Here is a 22,514-nt window from a genome sequence, read left to right as displayed (position 1 = left end):
TTCAATACGTTTCCCATGCATCCTTGCCCGCCGCACGCGGCAGCGCCGGCCGTGTCGCCGCCCGCACCGGCGCGACGACCGCCTGCGCGGCCACCCCGGCCATCGCATCGGCATTGACGCGGAACGTGGCGACCAGTGCCGCCAGCCGCTCGGCCTGCTGCTGCATCGCCTCCGCGGCCGCGGCCGACTGCTCCACCAGCGCGGCATTCTGCTGCGTGACCTGGTCCATCTGCACCACCGCTTCGTTGACCTGTTCGATGCCGGTACTCTGTTCGTTACTGGCGGCCGTGATCTCGCTGACGATGTTCGACACGCGGGCGATGCTGGCGACGATCTCGCGCATCGTGTTGCCCGCCTCGTCGACCAGGCGCGAGCCGGCGTCGACCTTCTGGACCGAGTCGCCGATCAGCTGCTTGATGTCCTTGGCGGCGGCGGCCGAGCGGTGTGCCAGGTTGCGCACCTCGGATGCCACCACGGCGAAGCCCCTGCCCTGCTCGCCGGCACGGGCCGCCTCCACGGCGGCGTTCAGCGCCAGGATATTGGTCTGGAAGGCGATGCTGTCGATCGTGCCGATGATCTCGACGATCCGCTGCGATGCCTGGTTGATCGATGCCATCGTGCCCACCACCTCGCCCACGACCTGGCCGCCGCGCACCGCGATGCCCGAGGCCGACTGGGCCAGCTGGTTGGCCTGGCGCGCATTGTCCGCGTTCTGGCGCACGGTCGACGTCAGTTCCTCCATCGACGAGGCGGTCTCTTCCAGAGAACTGGCCTGCTGCTCGGTGCGTGAAGACAGGTCCTGGTTACCGGCCGCGATCTGGCTCGACGCGGTGGAAATCGTCTCGGTCCCGGTGCGCACCTGCGCCACCAGGGTTTGCAGGCTGGCCGTCATGTCGCGCAAGGCCATCATCAGCTCGCCTGTTTCATCGCGCGACCGCACGTCGATCGGCCGCGTGAGGTCGCCGCCGGCCACGGTGCGGGCCACGTCGACGGCTTCGCGCAGCGGCTTCGACACGATGCCGGCCACCCACAGCGCCAGCGCGATGCCGGCCGTGACGGCGCCGACCAGCAGCGCGATCGTCCACATGCGCGTGGACTCATACAGCTGCGTGGCCGCCGCGCTGGCCTTGTCGCCGCCTGTCACGTTCACGCGCACCAGGCCGTCCAGCGTGGTATTGATTTCGCGCAGCAGGCGCGTTATCGCACCGTTGGCGATCGCCCGGGCCTCGTCGTTGCGCCCCTGCCGGGCGAGATCCATCACCTTGCCGTGCTCGGCGAGGAAACCCTGCCAGCTGCCTGCGAAGACGTTGAACTGCGCCCGCTCCTCGGGACTCGAGATCAGTTTTTCATAGTTGGCGATGTTGGTGCCGGCGGCTGCCTTCGTGGTATCCATCTGCTGCGAGAAGCGGTTGCGTTCCTGCGGGTCGTCGGCCATCAGGAAAGCCAGTTCCTGGCGTCGCAGGTCGCCCACATCGTTGCGCACCTGCATGACGGCACGCACGCTGGGAAGCCAGTTCTCCGCCAGGTCGCTCGACGCGTCGTTGATGCGGGACATCGACTGCAGGCAGGCGATGCCCAGCACCAGCATCAGCAACTGCACCACGGCGAACGCAAGCAACAGCTTGCGGGCGATCTTCAGATCACGAAACCATTGCATGTCCATCTCCTCGACTGGTAGATGAAAGGCGCAGGTCCGGCGGGCCAGCGTCGCGACGCTATCAGCATGCCACGATGGACAGGAACCAGGAGCCACGCAGCTAACACTTTATTTGTACAAATGTGTTGCAGAACGGTGACATTTCCCTCACGAATCCCGGATTTCCTTCTTGAAATCACCAGGCAGTTTGATTAATATCATTAACAGATTTCAATGCTTCCACGTCGAGGAAGCACCGGAATAAAAATCAAGAACACCTCGTTGGACCCTCGGCCCGCAGCGCAAGCTGCGGGCTTTTTTCTTGTGGCGACAACCTGTGTGTGTGTGCGCACGCAACGCAGCCGTTGCGCGCGCTAACGTGGTGCCTTTCATGAACTCACCCGAAAGGCACGCCATGCATGCTCCCGCGCGCTGCCCGCTGACAATCACCGTCAACGGACAACAGCACACCATGGAAATCGAAGCCTGGGTCACCCTGCTCGACCTGCTGCGCGAGCGGATGGGGCTGACCGGCACCAAGAAAGGCTGCGATCACGGGCAGTGCGGCGCCTGCACGGTGCTCGTCGATGGCCGCCGCATCAATTCCTGCCTGACACTGGCCGTGATGAACGACGGCCGCGCAGTCACCACGATCGAAGGCCTGGCCAACGGCGACACCCTGCACCCGCTGCAGCAAGCCTTCGTGGACCACGACGCCTTCCAGTGCGGTTACTGTACTCCCGGCCAGATCTGTTCCGCGGTTGGCCTGATCAGCGAGGGACGGGCCAGGTGCTCGGCCGACGTGCGCGAGCTGATGAGCGGGAACATCTGCCGCTGCGGCGCCTACCCGCAGATCCTGCGTGCCGTCGCCCAGGTGGCCGGCGTGCCGGCGGACAGCGAAAACGCCGAAGGGCCGGTCGTTACCGGAACGGTGCCGGCATGAACCCGTTCGCCTACGATCGCCCGGACAGCGTGGAGAGCGCGCTGCAAGTCATTGCCGCCAACGCCGCTGCCGGCACCGGGACCGCGAACCAACACGAGATTCGCTTCGTGGCCGGCGGCACCAACCTGCTCGACCTGATGAAGGAAGGCGTAACGATCGCCCCGCACCTGGTCGATATCAACCGCCTGCCTTTGGCCAGCATCGCGCAAACGCCGGACGGCGGACTGCTGCTGGGCGCCCTCGCCCGCAATGCCGATACCGCCTACCACCCACTGGTGGAGCAGCATTATCCGCTGCTGTCGGCGGCGATCCTGGCCGGCGCCTCGCCGCAGCTGCGCAACATGGCCAGCAACGGCGGCAACCTGCTGCAGCGCACCCGCTGCTGGTATTTCTACGACGTGGCCACGCCCTGCAACAAGCGCGAGCCGGGCAGCGGCTGCTCGGCCAACGGCGGCATCACGCGCCAGCATGCGATCCTGGGCACCAGCGAACACTGCATCGCCACCCACCCTTCCGACATGTGCGTGGCGCTCGCCGCGCTCGAAGCGGTGGTGCACGTGCAATCGGTGCGCGGCAAGCGTGAAATCCCCTTTGCCGGGTTCCACCGGCTGCCCGGCGACCGGCCCGACATCGACACGACGCTGGCGCCGGATGAACTGATCACGGGCATTGCGTTGCCGGAGGCGGCGCGGTTCGTGCGGCACTCGGCCTACCTGAAGCTGCGCGAACGGCTGTCCTATGCGTTCGCGCTGGTGTCGGTGGCGGCCGCCCTGGATATCGGCGCGGACGGGAGGATCGCCGCCGCGCGCATCGCGCTGGGCGGCGTGGCCCACAAGCCTTGGCGCCTGCCGGAAGCGGAGCAACTGCTGGAAGGCGCCGAACCGGGCGATGAAGCCTTCGGCCGCGTGGCCGATGCGTTGCTGCACGGCGCCCTGGGCCGCGGCGCCAACGACTTCAAGATCCCGCTCGCCCGGAACGCCATCGTGCGCGCACTGCACATGGCCAGCCAGGGAACGGTGACGAACGGGGGAATGAACCAAACGAATCACGGAGAAGCGCAATGACGGATCTGATCGAAGCATTGCAGGCACCCAGCGCGGACCGGGGCACGGGGCCTGTCCGCACCGGCACGCCGGTATCGCGGGTGGATGGCCGCGCGAAGGTGACGGGCCAGGCGAAATACGCGGCCGAGTACCCGGCGGCCGACCTGGCGTACGGCGTCGTCGTCAGTTCGCCGGCCGCCAAGGGCAAGATCCTGTCAATCGACACGCGTGCCGCGCTGGCGGTCGACGGCGTGGTGGAAGTGCTCACGCACCTGAACCGCCCGAAGGTGCGTTCCTTCGATATCGCCTACAAGGACATGACGGCGCCGGCCGGCTCGCCGTTCCGCCCGCTGTACGACGACCACGTGATGTACAGCGGCCAGCCGCTGGCGCTGGTGGTGGCCGAAACATTCGAGGCGGCGCGCTATGCCGCTTCGCTGGTGACGTTCGAGATCGCGCCCGAGCCGCACGGCACCAAGCTTTCGGCCAACCTGGACCGCGCCTACAAGCCCAAGCCCCTGAAAGCGGGTTTCGAGCCGCCGCCGGACGAAAAGGGCGATACCGACGCGGCGTTCGCCGCCGCGCCGGTGAAGATCGACGCGGAGTTCTACAGCGGCGTGGAACACCACAACCCGATGGAGCTGTTCGCCTCGACCGTGATCCGCGGCGAGGATGGCCACCTGACCATCCATGACAAGACGCAAAGCTCGCAGAACAGCCGCTGGTACGTGTCGCACGTGTTCGGCCTTTCCAAGGACAAGGTCACGGTGCGCAACACCTACGTGGGCGGCGCGTTCGGCTCCGGCCTGCGGCCGCAATACCAGCTGACGCTGGCGGTGATGGCGTCGCTGCACCTGAAGCGCTCGGTGCGCGTGGTGCTGACGCGCCAGCAGATGTTCACGTTCGGCCACCGCCCCGAAACCGTGCAGCGCGTGAAGCTGGCGGCCGAGCGGGACGGCACGCTGCGCGCGATCTGGCACCAGGCGATCGCCGCCACGTCGCCGATCGAGGATTACGTGGAGGTGGTGGTCAACTGGTCGGGCCTGCTGTACGCATGCGACAACATCAAGCTCGACTACAAGCTCGTGAAGCTCGACGAATACACCCCGATCGACATGCGCGCGCCCGGCGCCGCGCACGGCGTGCACGCGCTGGAAGTGGCGATGGACGAGCTGGCCTATGAACTGAAAATGGATCCGCTGGCGCTGCGCCTGAAGAACTATGCGGAGCGCTCGCCGATCGAGGACAAGCCCTATTCCAGCAAGGAACTGCGGGCCTGCTACGAGCTCGGTGCGCAGAAATTCGGCTGGGCACGACGGCCGCTGGAACCGCGTTCGCGCAAGGAAGGCACCGAATGGGTCGGTTGGGGCATGGCGACCGGCGTGTGGGACGCGATGCAGATGTTCGCCCGCGCCAGCGCCGTGCTGCATGCCGATGGCCGGCTGGTGGTGTCCAGCGCGGCGACCGACATCGGCACCGGTACCTACACGGTGATGGCGATGATCGCCGCCGAGGCGCTGGGCCTGCCGCTGGAGGACGTGACATTCCAGCTGGGCGACTCCACGCTGCCGGTGGCGCCGATCCAGGGCGGCTCGTCGCACGTGACCACGGTGGGTTCGGCCGTTGCCGGTGCCTGCGAAAAGCTGCGCAAAACCCTGCTCAAGCACGCGCAGAAGCTGCACGCTTCGCCGTTCGCGGATGCGAAGTTCAAGGACGTGGAATTTGCCGGCGGCACGCTGCGGCTCAAGCGCCAGCCCGATGTTGCGCTGCCGCTGAAGGCGATCCTGGGCGACAGCGGCCTGGTGAAGCTGGAAGAAAAATACCTGATGCTGCCGAACATGCTCAAGCAGCGCAAGTTCCGCCGGCTGGTGCACTCGGCCGTGTTCGTGGAGGTGCGTGTCGACGAGCAGACCGGCATGGTGCGCGTGACGCGCGTAACGAGCGCGATCGCCGCCGGCCGCATCATGAACACCAAGACGGCAACGAGCCAGATCACCGGCGGCATCGTGTGGGGCATCAGCCAGGCGCTGCACGAGGAATCGTATGCCGACCACCGGCTGGGGCGGTTCATGAACCACAACTATGCCGAGTACCACGTGCCGGTGAACGCCGACATCCACGCGATGGACGTGATTTTCGCGAACGAGGACGACCGGATCGTCAGCCGGCTGGGCGCCAAGGGTGTGGGGGAAATCGGCATCGTCGGCGTGGCCGCCGCGATCAGCAACGCGATCTGGCACGCCACCGGCAAGCGCCTGCGCAGCACGCCGATGACGCCGGACAAGGTGCTGGCCGGCGAGCCATAACCCGGCTAGTGAGCCAGTGGTGTCGAACACTTTTTCCCGGATGATTGTTCCAGAAAAAGGTGTCGGACACCGGTTTTCAAAAATAGCAAAAACAAAAATAGGGACGGACCCTGTTTTCTGGGAAATTTCCTGGAAAACAGGGTCCGTCTTGATTTTCAGATGTAGTAGATCAGCGCGCCCAGACCGACGATCAGCGCCACCTTCGTGATCTTGTACACGGTCTTGTTCCACGCCTTGAACCGCCGGCGGTAGATGCCGGCATAGTGCGACACGCGGAACAGCTTCGACACCAATCCCACCTGGTCGCCCGTTTCGTTCGGCGAGGCGGCGGCCGTCATCATCGTGCGGCCCAGGAAGCGGTTGACGGCTTGCGCCCAGCGGAAGCGCATCGGGCGTTCGATGTCGCAGAACAGGATGATGCGGTTGCTCTCGCTGCCGTTGATCGCCCAGTGGATGTAGGTTTCGTCGAAGATCACGCCCTGGCCGTCGCGCCAGCTGTGGCTCACGCCGTCCACGTCGATGAAGCAGCGGTCGTCGTTCGGCGTAGCCAGGCCCAGGTGGTAGCGCAGCGAACCGGCGAACGGGTCGCGGTGCGGGTTGAGCTTGCCGCCCGGCGGCAGTTCGGCGAACATCGCCGCCTTCACGGAAGGAATGCCCTGCAGCAGCGCATAGGTTTTCGGGCACAGTTCGGCCGCGGACGGATGGCTGGCGTTGTACCACTTCAGGTAAAAGCGCTTCCAGCCCGCCTTGAAGAACGAGTTGAAGCCGGCATCGTCGTTCTTTTCGGATGCCTTGATCTTCTGCAGGCGGATCAGGTTTTCGGCCTCGGCACGGATCACCTGCCAGTTTTCCTGCAGCGGCGCCAGTTCCTTGAAACCCGCTACCGGCAGGTAAGGCGTGGACGGTACGCGCGAGAAGAAGTGCATGAAGATGTTAATCGGCGCCATGAACGACGAGTGGTCGAACAACTGGCGGCCGATCGGCAGCCGCACTTTGCCGCGGAAGTGGATGTGCATCACGGACAGGATGTAAAAACCGATCAGGGCCCATTTCATTGCGCTTACCTCGAGTATTGCCGAAACCGGCCATTCTAACGCAGCTTTCCATGCCGGGTTCGCGGCCGGGCCGGGTCTTACTTGCGTGCCATGCCTTTTATGCAAAACCCTGAACGGTTTCAGGTCAGGCGCGCGCTGCCGGCACGATTTCGGTGCTAACATTTCCTCTAGGAAAAATATTTCAGGGGTAACCATGCCGCACTCCGAACGCGTGTCGCAGATCCACGATTCCGTGCTCGATGCCATCGGCAACACCCCGCTGGTGCGCCTGCGGCGCCTGTTCCACGGCCACGATGTGGTGGCCAAGCTCGAATTCATGAACCCCGGCGGCAGCATCAAGGACCGCATGGTGCGCCATGTGCTGCGCCACATGCCGCCCGGCGTGGAACGCGTGGTGGAAAGCTCGTCCGGCAATACCGGCGCCGCCCTGGCGATGGCCGCCGCGGTGGGCGGACTGCGCTGCGATGTCACGGTGCCGGAACAGACCAGCGTGGAGAAGATCCGCCGCATGGAAGCGTACGGCGCGGTGGTGCACAGGGGCATGTCTGGCGTACCCGAAGCGCACGGACGCAGTTACCTGAGCATGGCCGAACGCATCGCCCGCGAACACGGCGCATTCCATGTCGACCAGTACCGGTCGGACCTGAACCGGCAAGCCCACTACGTGGACACGGCGCCCGAGCTGTGGGCCCAGCTCGACGGCCGCATCGACTACTTCGTGTGCGGCATCGGCTCGGGCGGCACGATTTCCGGCATCGGCCGGTTCCTCAAGGAGCGCGATCCGCGCATCGTCGTGATCGGCGTCGAACCGCTGCATTCGGCGTACCGCGCGGCGGTGGCCGGGATCGCGGCCAGCAAAGATGGCGACAGCGGCACGTTCAGCACCGTCATCGAGGGCGTGGGCAAGCGCAAGCCATGCGGCACATTCGACGCCGCCGTGGTGGATGACGTGATCCAGGTGCCGGACGACATGGCCGTCGACTATTGCCACCGGCTGGCGCGCGAGGAAGGCATCCTGGCCGGCGGCTCGTCGGGCTGCGTGGCGGCGGGCATTGCGCAACTGCTGCCGAAGCTGGCCGGCCGGATCGTCACAATCTTCCCCGACTCGGGCGTGAATTACCTGTCCAAATATTTTTGACCGCCCCTTGCTTTTTGATACCCGCCACACGGGCATCGCCCAGGCGCCATGCATGGTTTTTTGCCGTATTGTGCGAGCTCAACCATGTGAATGCATGGAGTTTGAGCTACATCAAGACCTGTCATTTTGTCCTAAACATTCCACGTCACTTATCGCATGATTGCTTCCCAAGGAGGAGACGCCCATGCATAACTATGACCTCGTCACGTGTCGCAGGGAAAACTACATACAGGCCGCCATGGTGCAGGCGGCCATATCGATCCAGCAAACACACGGGACACGCGCGGCAATGGCCGTGCTGCACGCAGAGCAACTGTCGCAGGATGTCATCGAGCGGGTATTGTCCACCGGGGCTCGAAAGCGGCTCTGGCCCTACTCGGCACTGGACAGGACGGCCGCCATGTCACCGGCCTAGGCGGGCCTAGCCGGCACCGGTCAAATCTGCCCGAAGCGTATCCTGCGGCCCCAGGCAGATACCGCTTAGAGCGAGCTCAAGATTCCAGGGCAGTCTCCCCCGCCGAAAGTCGCTGACTTGAAATAGTTTTTCCAGTCATCCGTCAGCCTGGCCAAGGTAACCTTGCTTATCTTCCCACCGCCCTTCGGCCCTACTTTTACATCCGCTCGCCAGGGTTCACCTTTTTCAGAAACAACGATCATGTGGCCCCCGAAATTCTCCGCCTCAAGGTTGGCGTCGCTGCCATACGCAAAGCAACCCGCCTTGGTCACCCCTGTGGCGGCAAGCTTTGTAATGCCAGGTGGATATTTGATGGCTGCATCGTCCGTGCTGGTGCCACCCGTCGTGCCCGGCACTGATGTGCCCGATGTCATGGGCGCCGCAGTCACCCATTCGCCTGGACCAGGATAAAACGAAACCTCGATGTCCGCTCCGCCATTGAAATTGCTCAGCGCAGCAGTTCTGGCTTCCGTAGTCGTCAGTGCCTGCCTGAGATCGGCAAGGATGGGTGGAACGGCTTGTTTCCATGAATCAAATTTTTCGCCCATGCCTGCCTGCGTATCGGCGATACCGACATATTGACCTCCACTCCCATATATTCTAATAACCTGAGCTTTCAAATCGGTTAAATCATAGAAATATTGATTAACTTCTGGCGCTCCATACCAGTTGACATCCTTTTTTGCCTCGTCGATGAACGATTTCATCACAATGGCCCTGTCGATTTCATTCAACCCCGTACTTTCCAATACCTCGACAGCCTTGCTTGTCGCTGCAGCTTTTTCGGGTTGCGTTTTTGCATTGGCAAGCGTCTGCAGCAGACTCGGCGCATTCGCATTCAGTAACTGAATGAAATTTTGAATGCCTGGAAGGCGAGGATAATTAAGCACGAAAATCTTAGCAACCGAATCGCCTTTGGGAAGCTCGTCTTTCGATGAAATCCTCGGATCGAAAAGAGTCTTGCTGTAGCTAAACGTGAGCACGATGTCGAACAACTTGTCATTGGCGTTGATTTTTGTATTTCGAAGCCGTGAAATCACCACATCCGGCTGCTCTCTGAATTTTGTCCTGGCCGCATATACTGGCAAGGTGATCGACTTGATCCCGTTCCGGATACTTGGCCATGTCAAATCGACCCGCGCCTGCCCCGGAACAATCATGCCAATGCTCTTGTCGATTTTCTGCTCCGCCTTCGACAAGGCGGGTTTGGCGAACGCTGCTGTCAAGCCGGCCACCGTAGTGGCTGCCCCACCGGTGGTGAACACCGCTGCCACGCCCAGTGCCATCTGAGCATTGGAGAGCAGGTTCGAGTTCTTGTCCGTCGTCGATTTAACGTCGAAAATGATCGCCAATGTGCCCTCGTCAGTAGCAGAAAATGGCTCAAGGCGAGCATAGGGGATGATAATCGCTGGCAAAGTGTTAAAACCTGTACACCCCCCCGGATCGGACCTTCCATCGAACGTGGCCACCGGCAAACTCTGCCCATCAAGGTTGTTGCGAAAGCCTACAGTTTTTATCGATGCAACAATCTGCATTTTTTCCGCAAAAACATCGGCGATAAGTCCCTTTTTGCCTAAGGCAGCGCACGATATGGCCGGCATTTTTACATCGGCTTGAACAGTGACATAACCATCGTCACCACTACCTCCGGGCAGCCAGGCTGGCGGTACCGTGGTCGGCAAAATCTCGGGACTTCCTGCTGGGAAAACGAATGACGTCGCGTGAGCTGTTTGAAGCGTGAAAAATAGAAGCGTAAAATGCAAGAGATTTCTGATGACTTTTATCATGACAATACCCCCCAAATTCTCTACTTTGGATTTTTACGGTCCTGCCTGCCGCCTTATTCTAATATCAAAATTATGCGTAATAAGGCAAATTTCCTGCTTTGGCGAGGCTAGCAGCCAACCTGTCGGAGATTAGCAACAGAAAGTATGAAAGTCTTGATGAGCTATAGTTACTACATCAAGGAATTTTGTTTGGACTGGGCATGTTGTTTCCAAGCCGGGCACTATGCGTGCAACTAGTGCAGGATTCTGGCAAGCCGGCTGCCCATGCAGGCTGCTTGCCCGACGCCGGCCATGGATGAGCCCATGGAATACGGGCACGGCGATATTCCGGCTGCATCGACCGGATAGGGCGAACCGCCGCAGCAAGCCATCGGCCTGCCCCATGGCCCGCCTACTTCAGGAAGTACCCGGACACGCGCCACGTGCCGTCCGCGTCCAGCATCGGCGTCACGATCTCCACCGCGTTGGCGCGGTCGGCGAAGCGGGTGGTGTATTGCAGCACCACGTACTTGCCTTGCGGCGCGCCGGGCATCGTGGTGGTGTATTGCGCCGATGCCAGCGTGCGCGCCTGGAAGGCGCCGACCGGCGTGCGCACGGCGCGGCCGCCCTGCTCCCATTGCGCCACGCCGACCGCATTGCGCAGCACCGGCGCGGCCTGTTCCCACGATGCCCTGTACTGCCCGGCATCGACCAGCGCCAGCCACTTGTCGGCGGCAGCCTTCGCCGCATCGATGGCCTGCTTCTCTTGCCCGGCCTGGGCGGTTTGCGCGACCTGGGCGCAGGCGAAAGTGGCGGCGGTCAACAGCACCGCGGCGGCGAACAGCTTCATGGCGACTCCTCGAATGAAATGGACTGCGGAACGGACAAGGGCGGTACAGCCTGCGCCGTACCGCCCCCGATGTTGCCATGAAATTAATACATTTGTATAGAGACGCTTATGCCACCTGCGGCAGCTTGTCGATCAGCTTGTCCAGCGTGACCGGGTATTCGCGCACGCGCACCCCGGTGGCGTTGTAGATCGCATTCGCCACCGCCGCCGCCACGCCGCAGATGCCCAGCTCGCCCACGCCCTTCGCCTTCATCGGCGACGACATCGGGTCCGTCTCGTCGAGGAACACCACCTCCTGGTGCGGAATATCGGCATGCACGGGCACCTCGTAGCCGGCCAGGTCATGGTTGACGAAGAAGCCGATGCGCTTGTCCACGGCCAGCTCTTCCATCAATGCCGCGCCGGCGCCCATCGTCATTGCGCCGATCACCTGGCTGCGCGCTGATTTCGGGTTCAGGATACGACCGGCCGCGCACACGGCCAGCATGCGCCGGATGCGCACCTCGCCGGTATAGGCGTCGACGGCCACTTCGACGAAGTGGGCGCCGAATGTCGACTGCTGGAATTTCTTGTCCAGGTCGCCGTATTCCATCTTGTCCTCGGCCACCAGTTCGCCGCCCGCCGCGGCATCGCGCAGCGGCACGGACTTGCCGCCGGCGCGCACGGTGCCGTCGGCAAACTCGGCATCGGCGGGGAGGCCGAGCTTCTTCGCCACGGCCTCGCGCAGCTTCACGCAGGCAGCGTACACGCCGGCCGTGGAGCTGTTGCCGCCCCATTGCCCGCCCGAACCGGCCGACACCGGGTAATCGGAATCGCCCAGCTTCACGACCACCTGGTCCAGCGCCACGCCCATCATTTCGGCCGCGGTCTGCGCGATGATCGTGTAGCTGCCGGTGCCGATGTCGGTCATGTCCGTTTCGACCGTGACGATGCCCTTGCCGTCGAGCCGCACGCGGGCGGCCGATTTCTGCACCAGGTTGTTGCGGAACGCGGAGGCCACGCCCTGGCCGATCAGCCAGCGCCCTTCCCTCACCTGCGCCGGCTGCGCGTTGCGCTTGTTCCAGCCAAACCTCTCCGCGCCGGTGCGCAGGCATTCGACGAAGCGCCGCTGCGAGAACTTGCGGCCGCGCTTTTCCGGATCGACCGTGGTGTCGTTGACGATGCGCAGCGTGACCGGGTCCATCTTCAGCTTTTCGGCCAGCTCGTCGACGGCGATTTCCAGCGCCATCAGGCCCGGCGCCTCGCCCGGCGCACGCATCGCGTTGCCTTCGGGCAGATCGAGCACGGCCAGGCGCAGCGTCGTTAGCCGGTTCGCACCCGCATACAGCAGGCGGGTCTGCTGGACGGCCGTTTCCGGTTTGCCGTCCGGCAGGTCGCCGGACCAGCTTTCATGCGCGATCGCCGTGATGCGCCCTTCGCGCGTGGCGCCGATGCGGATGCGCTGGATCGTGGCCGGGCGGTGCGTGGTGTTGTTGATCATCAGCGCGCGCTGCAGCGCCACCTTCACGGGGCGCTTCGCCTGCTTCGCGCCCAGTGCCGCCAGCAGCGCCTCGGCACGCACGAACAGCTTGCCGCCGAAGCCGCCGCCGATGTAGGGCGACACCAGCCGCACTTTCTCCTTCGGGATGCCGAGCGTTTTCGCCAGGTCGCCCTTGCCCCAGGCGATCATCTGGTTCGAGGTCCACACGGTGAGCTTGTCGCCCTCCCATGCGGCCACCGAGGCATGCGGCTCCATCATCGCGTGCGACTGGTCCGGCGTGGTGTAGGTGGCATCGAGCTTGACCGGGGCGCCGTCGAACGCGCCCTGGAAATCGCCCGTCTTCGTTTGCGAAGGATCGTCTTCGCTCTTCGGGATCGTTGCCGAATCCTTGGCCTTGGCCAGGTCGTACTCGCCGGCGATGACCGAGTACTGCACCTTCACCAGGCCGGCGGCGGCGCGCGCCTGCTCGAACGTTTCGGCCACCACCAGCGCCACGGCCTGGTGGTAATGCTCGACGACCGGGCCGGCCAGCAGTTTCGCGGTGTTGTAGTCGCCCTTTTCCAGCTTGCCAGCGTTTTCATGGGTGACGATGGCGATCACGCCGGGTGCGCGCTGCGCGGCGGCGGTATCGATCGACGTGATGTGCCCTTTCGCGACCGATGCACCGACCACGTAGCCGTAGGCGGCGTTCGGCGCCACGTCGTGCCGCTCGTAGGCATAGCGCGCGGTGCCGGTGGTTTTATGCGGACCGTCGATGCGGTCGGTGGGCTTGCCGACCACCTTCAGCTGGTCGATCGGGTTGGTGGTGGCGGGCGTGGTGAATTTCATCGCTCTATCCTTTCCTGGTTTCCGCCAGCACGGCGTCGATGGTGCGGCCCACGAGGGGAACCTTGAACGCGTTGTCGTGCATCGGCTTCGCGCCCGCCAGCAACTGGTCGGTCACGGCGCGGCCGCCGCGTGGCAGGTTCTGTTCCGCCGCCGGAATGCGCCACGGCTTGTGGGCCACGCCGCCCAGCGCGATGCGGCCGGTGCCGTCGGGCTGCACGACGGCGGCCACCGACACCAGCGCGAACGCATACGAGGCGCGGTCGCGCACCTTCTGGTACACGTGCTTGCCGCCGAGCGGGCGCGGCAGCGTGACCGCGGTGATCAGCTCGCCCGGAACGAGGGCGTGCTCGATGTGCGGTGTGTTGCCCGGCAGCTTGTGGAAATCGGCGATCGGAATGACGCGCGTGGTGCCGTTCGGCTGCACCGTTTCCACGCTGGCATCGAGCACCGCCATTGCCACCGCCATGTCGCTCGGGTGCGTGGCGATGCACGCTTCGCTGGTGCCCACGATCGCGTGATGGCGGGTGAAACCGCCGATCGCGGAGCAGCCGCTGCCCGGCTGGCGCTTGTTGCACGGCTGGTTGGTATCGTAGAAATACGGGCAGCGCGTGCGCTGCAGCAGGTTGCCGGCCGTGGTGGCCTTGTTGCGCAGCTGGGCCGAGGCGCCGGCCAGCAGCGCGCGCGACAGCACGCCGTAATCGCGGCGCACGCGCTCGTCCGCCGCCAGGTCGGTGTTGCGCACCAGCGCGCCGAGGCGCAGGCCGCCCTCCTTGGTAGGCTCGATCCTGTCGAGGCCGAGACCGTTGACGTCCACCAGGTGCGGCGGCGTTTCGATTTCCAGCTTCATCAGGTCGAGCAGGTTGGTGCCGCCGGCGATGAAGCGGGCGCCGGGCACGCGCGCGGCCGCCGCGGCCGCCTCGGCGGGCGTGCGTGCCTTTTCGTAGCTGAAGACTTTCATGCGGGCCTCCCGGACACCTCGACGATCGCGTCGACGATGTTCGAGTAGGCACCGCAGCGACAGATGTTGCCGCTCATGCGTTCGCGGATTTCCTTCTCGGTCAGCAGCGGGCGCGCCGTCAGGTCGCCGGTCACGTGGCTCGGAATGCCCTTGCGGATTTCATCGAGCACGGACACGGCCGAACAGATCTGCCCCGGCGTACAGTAACCGCACTGGTAGCCGTCGTGCTTGACGAAGGCCGCCTGCATCGGGTGCATCTTGTCCGGCGTGCCGAGGCCTTCGATCGTGGTGATTTCCGAGTTCTCGTGCATCACCGCCAGCGACAGGCAGGAATTGATGCGGCGGCCGTCGGCGATCACCGTGCAGGCGCCGCACTGGCCCTGGTCGCAGCCTTTCTTGGTGCCGGTGAGGTGCAGCTGCTCGCGCAGCAGGTCGAGCAGCGTGGTGCGCGTGTCCACCGAGACGGCGTGCTGCTGGCCGTTCACCTTCAGCGTGACTTTCGAGGAAACGGGGGTCGCCGGCGCGGCATTCGCCGCGCCGGCGGGTGCGGGCTGGGCACCCGCCATTGAGGGCACGGCGGCGGCCGTGGCGGTCAGCGCACCCGCGATCAGCAGGTCGCGCCGGGTGGTATCGATCTCATCCATGTGTTTGCATCCTTTGGCGGTTGGGGTAGTGCCGGGAAGGTTCGCTGCGGGCGTGCGGGCTCGTGGCCGGCCGGGAACCAGCAATGATGGTAATGGCAATACCTGGAATGGCTACACACTGTTGGGATGCACCAAATAAGGGCGGCCGCCAACAAAAAACCGGCATCGCGTGCCGGTTTCTTGTTGGTGCCACGAATGGATCAGAACTTCCAGACCAGGCTCACGCTCGTGTTGGTGGTGTCGCTCGACGGCTTTTGCAGTTCGACACGGCCGGACAGGTTCTGGGAAAAATTGTAGGCGAGACCGATGCCGTACAGCGTGTTGTCGACACTTTCGCTGCCGCGGTAGCCCGCGTATTCCGCCTCGACCTTGGCGTGGTTGTAGCCCAGGCGGCCGTAAAGGTCGAGCCCGGCGTTCAGCGGCAGCGAACCCAGCACGGAAATGTCGGTCTGCTTGACCGTCACGTCGGAGCCGTACAGGTCCCAGTCGCCATGCTGGCGGTAGCCCGCTTCGATCGCGAAGTTCGCATTGATGCCATAGCCGGCGAACGCGCCGAAGCTCGACTTGTTGCCGTCCAGGTCGGTAACGTGCGTCACGCCCGCATTGACGCCGGCATAGATGCCGGTCGGCGTGGCGAACGAAGCGGAAGCGGCCAGCGACAGCACGGCGGCGGCGAAGTATTTGTTGAACATGGTTTTCCTGATGTGGTTATGATTTTTATTATGCAAATAAATTTGCAGGGCGGAAATTATATACTTGCCTTTTCTTTTCGACAAGGTGCCCTTCGGCGTCAGGGCGCAAATGGTAGGCGCTGTTAGCGGTAAATCGGGGAACCAGTCGAACTGGTCGTTGTCTTACTCCTTGTTGAGGTAACTCATGCAAACGAGGAGCGATCATGGACCCTGCCGGCTTTGTCGGACTGTTTCAAGCACTCACCCAGGAGCAACTGACCGATCAGCAGGTCGCCAGCCTGGAGGCGTGGCTTGCGGCACTGTCGTCGCGTGGCAATTGCCTCGGCATTGTTGAACAGGCCGCCGGCGCGTGCCCTTGCCCGCACTGTGGCTGCGGGCGGCGGCATCGCTGTGGTCAGGCCAATGGCCTGCAGCGTTATCGCTGCATGGCGTGCACGCGCAGCTACAACGCGCTGACCGGCACGCCGCTGGCACGATTACGGCATCGCGACAAATGGCTGCCGTATCTGCAGTGCCTGCTTGAGTCGCGCACCGTGCGAGATGCGGCGCGGCGCGTCGACGTCGCCCGTTCGACGAGCTTCCGATGGCGCCACCGGTTCATCGGCGGCGTGCGCCGCGAGCGCCCGGCGCCACTGGCAGGCATGGTCGAGGTGGACGAAACATATTTACTGGAATCGCAAAAAGGCTCGCGAAAGCTCGACCGCCCGGCGCGGCGGCGTGGCAGCAAAGCGGCACGCCGCGGTATCAGCCGCGAACTGGACTGCATTCTGGTCGCTCGCGACCGTGCCAGGGTGACGCACGAATTCGTTACCGGGCGTGGATCGGTTAGTGCGCGGCAGCTGGCGCTGCATCTGCTGCCGGTGTTGCGTCGTGACGTTCTTCTGATCAGCGATGGTGCCAAGGCTTACGGGACTTTTGCTCGGGCGGCCAATATTACCCACGAAGCCATTAACGTTCGCGCCGGCGTTCGTGCCCGGGGCGCGATTCACCTCAATAACGTGAACGGGTGGCACAGCCGTTTTAAAACCTGGCTACGCCGCTTCAATGGGGTGGCCAGCCGCTACCTGGCCAATTACACCGGCTGGCAACGCGTGCTCGACGCGGCCCACCTGCTGCTACCGGCCCAATGGCTGCGCGTGGGCGTCGCCGGAAGCCATCGCCAAAGACCAGCTTGCTGAAAAAGTTCCGTTCCTCGGAGCATTGCATAGTTAATGCGAACAGCGCCAAATGGTACGATGCAACAATGAACCGACCGATGAAATGGCTGTTGACGATGATCGGCGCGGTAGCCGTCGTGCTTGCCGTACTGGGCGCATTCCTGCCGCTGCTGCCGACCACACCGTTCCTGCTGCTGGCCTCCGCGTGCTTTGCGCGCAGCTCGGTGCGCGCCCACAACTGGCTGCGCACCAACCCGCTGTTCGGCAAATACCTGCGCGACTGGGAAGACGGGCGCGGCCTGCCGCTGCGCGGCAAGATCGCGATCCTGCTGTTCATGTGGGGATCGATGGGCTATTCGCTGACACGGGTCGCCCACATTCCCGCGCTGGTGGCATTGCTGGTCACGATCGGGCTGGGGGTTTCCGTGTTCCTGCTGCGGTTCGTGCCGACGAAGCGCTGACCGGCCGATGCACCGCAGGCTTGCCGACGGAGGCGTAATGCACAGTACCGCAACAATCTTGCTTGGCATGGCCGTGCTGGCGATGTGCCCGGCCGCCGGCGCGGTCGATATCCCGATGGACCCGCGCCTGGCCGAGGCAAGGCTCGATTCGAAGACCTGCTATGGAACGATCACGGCGAACGGGCGGCTGGTCGGCTACGAGCTGCAGGATCTGCTGGTCGGCCGGCAAGGCAGGCTGGCGGCGCTGACGAAAACAAGCCAGGCCGACATTGGCGACGGCAAGACCCGCACGTACGCCGCGGACGGCCTTGCCGTGACGATCGTGCCGCGGCGGACGAAGATGCGCGATGGCGCCACGCAGGATATCTATACGATCGAGGAACGGGCCAGCGCGCGCTTCGTGGAAAACGGCGTGGCCCGCCGGATCGACGTGCTGGTGGTGCTCGACTGCTCGCCATGATGCCGGCCTAGACGACGGCGCCGCCGGTCCCGTCCTTTTCCCTGGCCTCTTCTTCCCTCATTGGCCTGACCAGGTCTTCGCGCCTGACGCCCAGCTTCATGGCGACGGCGGCGGCCACGAACACCGACGAGTAGATGCCGAACAGGATGCCGATCGTCAGCGCGACGGCGAAGTGGTGCAGCGTGGGGCCGCCGAAGAACAGCATCGACAGCACCATCATCTCCGTGCAGCCGTGGGTGATGATCGTGCGCGACATCGTGCTGGTGATCGCGTTGTCGATCACTTCGTGCACGGTCATCCTGCGCTGCTTGCGGAAGTTCTCGCGGATCCGGTCGAAGATGACGACCGATTCGTTGACCGAGTAACCCAGCACCGCCAGGATCGCCGCCAGCACCGTCAGCGAGAATTCCCACTGGAAGAACGCGAAGAAGCCCATGATGATGACCACGTCGTGCAGGTTGGCGATGATCGCCGCCACCGCATACTTCCACTCGAAGCGCACGGCCAGGTAGAACATCACGCCGGCCACCACCATGATCAGCGCGTTCAGGCCGTTCTGCGCCAGTTCCTCGCCCACCTGCGGGCCGACGAATTCGACGCGCTGCAGCGAGACCGTTTCGTTGCCGGCCGCATCGATGCAGGCGGTGCGGGCATGAGCCCCGCCGCCCTTCTGCGTCGCTTCATCGAAGACGCGGGCCGTGCCCTGCCCGGCGCGGCACAGCGCCTCGAAGGCGCGGGCCGACGTGGCATCGGGGCTGGCACCGGGCGTGACCGGCAGGCGGATCATCACGTCGCTCGCGGTGCCGAACGTGCTGGCTTCGGGATGCTCGAAGCCGGCGCCGCGCAGCGTGCCGCGCAGCCGTTCCAGGTCGGCCGCGTGCGGGTACTTCACCTCGACCACGGTGCCGCCCTTGAACTCGATCGACAGGTGCAGGCCCTTCGTGGCCAGGAAGTACACGGCGGCCACGAACGTCAACGCCGACACGATGTTGAAGATCGTCGCGTAGCGCATGAACGGGATGTCTCTGCGAATGCGGAAAAATTCCATGGAATCCTCTGATATGAATGGCTACTTCGGCGGTTACCTGGCCTGGCCCGGTACCCAGACGGTACCGATCGACAGCGATTGCAGTTTCTTCCTGCGGCCGTACCACAGGTTGACCACGCCGCGCGACACGAAGACGGCGGAGAACATCGAGGTCAGGATACCCAGGGCGTGCACGATCGCGAAGCCGCGGATGGCGCCGGAACCGAACACCAGCAGCGCCAACGCCACGATCAGCGTGGTCACGTTCGAGTCGAGGATGGTGGCCCAGGCGCGGTCGAAGCCGGCCGAGATCGCGGCCTGCGGCGAAGCCCCGGCGCGCAGCTCCTCGCGCACCCGCTCGTTGATCAGCACGTTGGCGTCGATCGCCATGCCCAGTGCCAGCGCGATGGCGGCGATCCCCGGCAGCGTCAGCGTCACCTGCATCATCGACAGGATCGCCACCAGCAGCAGCACGTTGATGGCCAGCGCCAGCACGGAGAAGAAGCCGAACATCGTGTAGTAGGCGATCATGAACACGGCGATCGCGGCAAAGCCGTACAACGTGGCGTGCTTGCCCTTCATGATGTTCTCCGCGCCAAGCTGCGGGCCCACCAGGCGTTCCTCGATGACGGCCATCGGCGCGTACAGCGCGCCGGCGCGCAGCAGCAGCGCCAGCTCGGTGGCGTTGCCGATGCTGCCCACGCCGGTGATCTGGACGGTGCTGCCCAGCTCCTGCTGGATGGTCGCCACCATCAATACTTCCGGCTTCCTGTTTTCGACCAGCACGATGGCCATCAGCTTGCCCACCTTGTCGCGCGTGGCCTGGCGCATCTTGCGGCCGCCATCGCCGTTCAGGTCGATCGATACGGCCGGTTGCTGGCTCGAGTCAAAAGTGGCGGTGGCCGAAGAAATGTAGTCGCCAGTGACGATGACATCCTTGTACAGCACCACGGGTGCGTTCCTGCCGGCGGTGAACAGCTCGGAATTGAACGGGATCGCGGCGGAGAGTTCGGTGCCGCGGGTTACCGCGGGGTCGACCAGGCGCACTTCCAGCGTGGCGGTGCGGCCGATGAGCGACTTGGCGCGCGCCACGTCCTGCATGCCGGGCAGCTGGACGATGATGCGGTCCGCGCCCTGCTGCTGGATGACCGGTTCCCGCACGCCCAGCTGGTTGACGCGCTTGGACAGCGTGGCGATGTTCTGCTTGACGCCGTTATCCAGCGCGGCTTTCAGGGCTGCCGGCGCCATGGTGGCCGTCAGCGTCAGGTCCGTGCCGCTGCCGCCATCGGCGAACCGCAGTTCGCTCATGCCGGCCAGCGCGTCGCGGGCTGCCCGCCGCATGGGTTCGTCGCGCAATGTCACGACGACCGCGTCGCCCACGCGTTCGATGCCGGCATGGCGCACGTCCTTGTCACGCAGCTGCATCCGGAACGCGGCTTCGAAGCCCTGGATGCGCTTGTCCAGCGCGGCCCTGGTGTCGACCTGCATCAGGAAGTGGACACCGCCGCGCAGGTCGAGGCCCAGGTACATCGGATAGGCGCCCAGTTTCCGCATCCACTTCGGGGTGTTGGCCAGCAGGTTGTTCGTGACGATATAGGCGGGATCGCGCGGATCGGCGTTCAGGCCCCGCTCCAGTGCGAGCCGGGCCTTGAACTGCGTGTCGATGTCGGCGAAACGGACGAGCACCGAAGGATTCGTGCCGGCATCGAGCGCGATGTCCGTGGCGGGCAGCCCGGCCTTGCCGAGGAGCTGTTCGACACGGGTGGCGATATCGCTGCCCACCTTGACCGTGGATTTGCCGCCGGTAACTTGCAGCGCGGGCGATTCGCCGAGGTAATTGGGTGCCGTGTACAGGGCCGCCAGCAGCACGACCATGGCAATGACGATGTATTTCCAGACAGGATAGCGGTTCATGATGTCAGGCCGTTCGAGCTTCTCATATCAACTCCTCCATTAGTACTAATTATTTAGTACATCGTGTGAAAAAAATCGCGGCGCAGGCCGCAGCCTCGCCGCGCAACAGGCGGGTTACCGGCTCATTCGATGGTCGGGCGCGGCGGCGGCGGCGGCAGCGCCGGAACGGTATGCCGCAGCGTGGGCGGTTCCGGCGGCACCGGCACCACGTGGATCACGGCCAGCGGCAGCGCTGCGTGGTGCACCGGCTGCGGCAGCGGCGTGGGCATGGCCGGGGCCGTCGCAGGCGGCGCGTCGGGCAACTGATGGCCGGCCGGTGCGGCAACGCCTGCCTCGAATCCGGGGACGCCATGTACCAGCAGCAGCGCGGCGCACAGCATCGCGGCCAGGGCGCCGGCGGTGCGCACGCCGAGCGGCCTGCCGCCGGGCTCCGCCAGGATGCGGGTCACGCGCGCCAGCAGCACGCCACCGCCCGCGGCCAGCGCGAATGCCGGCATCGGGCGCGGGACCCGCGGCTGGCGCAGCCGCTGCAGCGCCGTCAGGCCTTCGGCCAGCGCGACCGGATCTTCGCCGGCCGCCAGCGCGAGATCGTCGCAGGCATTCTCGCGTTCCTGGCGGATGCGCCGGCTGAGCCACCACATGGCCGGGTGGAAGAACAGCAGCGCTTCGACCGCGTACTGCAGGCCGTTCCACAGCCAGTCCTTGCGGCGGATATGGGCCAGTTCATGGGCCAGCAGCGCGGCCACCTGGTCCGCCGGCAGGTGCGTCAGCACGGCCAGCGGCAGCCAGACGACCGGGCGCAGCAGCCGCGCCGTGAAAGGCGACATGCCGAAGTCCGTGCCTACGCGCACCTGCACCGGCAGCGCTGCCGGAATGCCCATGCGGCGCCGGATCGCTTCGAAGCGCGCAACCCATGCGGCCGGCAACGGCGTGAAGCGCTGGTGCTCCAGGTTCAGCAGTGCGCGCCAGTCGCGCAAGCGCAGCAGGGCCATCATGCCCACACCCGTCAGCCACAGCGCGGGCGCGGCCGCCATCGGCGCCGGGCCGGGAGAAAAGCCGGTATTCGCCTGCAACGGCGCGTGCGGGGCGGCGAAGAACCCGATGGCCGTGGCCAGCGGTACCAGTGCCATTGCCAGCAGCCACGCCATGCCCGCGGCATGGCGGGCCGCCGCCGTGTGGTACCGCAGCGCGTGCAGCGTTGCACCGGCGCACAGTGCGAGCAGCGCGATCTGCCACAGCGCATGCAGCAGCGCATGCGCCACGGCCGGCGGCAGCGCGCTCATGCGCCGCCCCCGCGCCGGGCCTTCGCCTCGGCGATCAGCTTCTCGATCGCCGTCAGTTCCTCGTCGCTGGTGTGCTCGTCGTCGAGGGCGCGCTGGACCAGCGTCAACGGCGAGCCGGCGAAGGCGTTGCGCACGAAACTCTTCAGCATGGCCGACTGCACCACCGGTTCGCTGTAGACGGGCACGAAGCGGTGGCTGCGTTCGCTCTCGTCGCGGTGCACCAGCTTTTTCTCGTGCATGATCGTAAGCATCTTCAGCACGGTTGTATAAGCCGTGTCCTTCGTGCGCAGCAGTTCCTCGTGCACTTCGCGCACGGTGGTGGGAGTTTGGCGCGCCCACAGGATGCGCAGGATCGCCAGTTCGCCTTCGGTCGGGTTCGGGTCCATCTCATACCATTCTTAGTACTAAGTGATTAGTAT

General features: G+C 64.6%; 20 protein-coding genes. 8 read left to right on the top strand and 12 right to left on the bottom strand.

Going from position 1 to position 22,514, the window contains the following annotated elements; translation table 11 throughout:
* Position 1: 1 nt before the first annotated feature.
* On the bottom strand, positions 2–1,657 hold the full coding sequence (locus GJV26_RS18495) for a methyl-accepting chemotaxis protein (protein ID WP_155710125.1): 1,656 nt from the start codon (positions 1,655–1,657) through the stop codon (positions 2–4).
* 370 nt (positions 1,658–2,027) lie between these two features.
* Here GJV26_RS18495 and GJV26_RS18490 point away from each other — a divergent pair, with 370 nt between their 5' ends.
* Genes GJV26_RS18490 through GJV26_RS18480 form a run of 3 tightly spaced genes read left to right on the top strand, consistent with a single transcriptional unit; the run spans position 2,028 to position 5,928 of the window.
* Positions 2,028–2,579 (top strand): (2Fe-2S)-binding protein, encoded by a 552-nt coding sequence (locus tag GJV26_RS18490; protein ID WP_216643143.1) that lies wholly within the window; start codon positions 2,028–2,030, stop codon positions 2,577–2,579.
* The gene (locus GJV26_RS18485; RefSeq protein ID WP_155710124.1) at positions 2,576–3,643 is read left to right on the top strand and encodes an FAD binding domain-containing protein; all 1,068 of its coding nucleotides are present in this window, start codon (positions 2,576–2,578) and stop codon (positions 3,641–3,643) included. Before GJV26_RS18490 ends, GJV26_RS18485 begins: the two co-directional genes overlap by 4 nt.
* The gene (locus GJV26_RS18480; RefSeq protein WP_155710123.1) at positions 3,640–5,928 is read left to right on the top strand and encodes a xanthine dehydrogenase family protein molybdopterin-binding subunit; all 2,289 of its coding nucleotides are present in this window, start codon (positions 3,640–3,642) and stop codon (positions 5,926–5,928) included. The genes GJV26_RS18485 and GJV26_RS18480 overlap by 4 nt, the downstream gene beginning before the upstream one ends.
* 155 nt (positions 5,929–6,083) lie before the next feature.
* On the opposite strand, the gene lpxO is transcribed toward GJV26_RS18480, so the two are convergent.
* A complete protein-coding gene (gene lpxO, locus GJV26_RS18475) occupies positions 6,084–6,983 on the bottom strand; it encodes a lipid A hydroxylase LpxO (RefSeq protein ID WP_155710122.1) in 900 nt (299 codons plus the stop codon).
* A gap of 193 nt (positions 6,984–7,176) precedes the next feature.
* On the opposite strand from lpxO, the gene GJV26_RS18470 reads away from it, so the two are divergent.
* Together GJV26_RS18470 and GJV26_RS18465 are read left to right on the top strand one after the other, a co-directional pair.
* Positions 7,177–8,121, top strand: coding sequence for a PLP-dependent cysteine synthase family protein (locus GJV26_RS18470; RefSeq protein ID WP_155710121.1), 945 nt, complete (start codon positions 7,177–7,179; stop codon positions 8,119–8,121).
* A 184-nt stretch (positions 8,122–8,305) separates the two neighbouring features.
* On the top strand, positions 8,306–8,536 hold the full coding sequence (locus GJV26_RS18465; RefSeq protein ID WP_155710120.1) for a hypothetical protein: 231 nt from the start codon (positions 8,306–8,308) through the stop codon (positions 8,534–8,536).
* Positions 8,537–8,601: 65 nt separating this feature from the next.
* Here the strand turns inward: GJV26_RS18465 and GJV26_RS18460 are convergent, their stop codons facing one another.
* From GJV26_RS18460 to GJV26_RS18435, 6 genes are all read right to left on the bottom strand, one after another.
* A complete protein-coding gene (locus GJV26_RS18460) occupies positions 8,602–10,362 on the bottom strand; it encodes a hypothetical protein (RefSeq protein WP_155710119.1) in 1,761 nt (586 codons plus the stop codon).
* Positions 10,363–10,753: 391 nt separating this feature from the next.
* Positions 10,754–11,191, bottom strand: coding sequence for a DUF4019 domain-containing protein (locus GJV26_RS18455; RefSeq protein ID WP_155710118.1), 438 nt, complete (start codon positions 11,189–11,191; stop codon positions 10,754–10,756).
* 106 nt (positions 11,192–11,297) lie between these two features.
* Positions 11,298–13,499, bottom strand: a complete 2,202-nt coding sequence (gene paoC / locus GJV26_RS18450; RefSeq protein ID WP_155710117.1) for an aldehyde oxidoreductase molybdenum-binding subunit PaoC — start codon at positions 13,497–13,499, stop codon at positions 11,298–11,300.
* Positions 13,500–13,503: 4 nt separating this feature from the next.
* Positions 13,504–14,457 carry an FAD binding domain-containing protein gene (locus tag GJV26_RS18445; protein WP_155710116.1) on the bottom strand — a complete coding sequence of 318 codons (954 nt, stop codon included), beginning with the start codon at positions 14,455–14,457 and terminating at the stop codon, positions 13,504–13,506.
* Positions 14,454–15,101, bottom strand: coding sequence for an aldehyde dehydrogenase iron-sulfur subunit PaoA (gene paoA, locus GJV26_RS18440; protein WP_155710115.1), 648 nt, complete (start codon positions 15,099–15,101; stop codon positions 14,454–14,456). The genes GJV26_RS18445 and paoA overlap by 4 nt, the downstream gene beginning before the upstream one ends.
* A gap of 200 nt (positions 15,102–15,301) precedes the next feature.
* Positions 15,302–15,793 (bottom strand): outer membrane beta-barrel protein, encoded by a 492-nt coding sequence (locus tag GJV26_RS18435; RefSeq protein ID WP_155710114.1) that lies wholly within the window; start codon positions 15,791–15,793, stop codon positions 15,302–15,304.
* Positions 15,794–15,996: 203 nt separating this feature from the next.
* On the opposite strand from GJV26_RS18435, the gene GJV26_RS18430 reads away from it, so the two are divergent.
* The 3 genes from GJV26_RS18430 (at position 15,997) to GJV26_RS18420 (ending at position 17,871) form a co-directional block, all read left to right on the top strand.
* Positions 15,997–16,971 (top strand): IS1595 family transposase, encoded by a 975-nt coding sequence (locus GJV26_RS18430; RefSeq protein ID WP_155710113.1) that lies wholly within the window; start codon positions 15,997–15,999, stop codon positions 16,969–16,971.
* Positions 16,972–17,036: 65 nt separating this feature from the next.
* On the top strand, positions 17,037–17,411 hold the full coding sequence (locus GJV26_RS18425) for a YbaN family protein (RefSeq protein ID WP_229419350.1): 375 nt from the start codon (positions 17,037–17,039) through the stop codon (positions 17,409–17,411).
* A gap of 37 nt (positions 17,412–17,448) precedes the next feature.
* Positions 17,449–17,871: a hypothetical protein gene (locus GJV26_RS18420; RefSeq protein WP_155710112.1), complete on the top strand. Its 423-nt coding sequence runs from the start codon at positions 17,449–17,451 to the stop codon at positions 17,869–17,871.
* 7 nt (positions 17,872–17,878) lie between these two features.
* On the opposite strand, the gene secF is transcribed toward GJV26_RS18420, so the two are convergent.
* The 4 genes from secF to GJV26_RS18400 all read right to left on the bottom strand — a co-directional run bounded on the left by secF (position 17,879) and on the right by GJV26_RS18400 (position 22,481).
* The gene (gene secF / locus GJV26_RS18415) at positions 17,879–18,919 is read right to left on the bottom strand and encodes a protein translocase subunit SecF (protein WP_155710111.1); all 1,041 of its coding nucleotides are present in this window, start codon (positions 18,917–18,919) and stop codon (positions 17,879–17,881) included.
* 33 nt (positions 18,920–18,952) lie between these two features.
* Positions 18,953–20,812, bottom strand: coding sequence for a protein translocase subunit SecD (secD, locus tag GJV26_RS18410; protein WP_155710110.1), 1,860 nt, complete (start codon positions 20,810–20,812; stop codon positions 18,953–18,955).
* A 122-nt stretch (positions 20,813–20,934) separates the two neighbouring features.
* Entirely contained in the window at positions 20,935–22,095 is a 1,161-nt protein-coding gene (locus GJV26_RS18405; RefSeq protein ID WP_155710109.1) for a M56 family metallopeptidase, read from the bottom strand.
* On the bottom strand, positions 22,092–22,481 hold the full coding sequence (locus tag GJV26_RS18400; protein WP_155710108.1) for a BlaI/MecI/CopY family transcriptional regulator: 390 nt from the start codon (positions 22,479–22,481) through the stop codon (positions 22,092–22,094). The genes GJV26_RS18405 and GJV26_RS18400 overlap by 4 nt, the downstream gene beginning before the upstream one ends.
* Positions 22,482–22,514: the final 33 nt, after the last annotated feature.

It is taken from the genome of Pseudoduganella dura, from assembly GCF_009727155.1.
Lineage (GTDB): Bacteria > Pseudomonadota > Gammaproteobacteria > Burkholderiales > Burkholderiaceae_D > Rugamonas > Rugamonas dura.
Note: the sequence above shows the minus strand (reverse complement) of the source record. Positions and strands in the feature narration are given on the sequence as shown.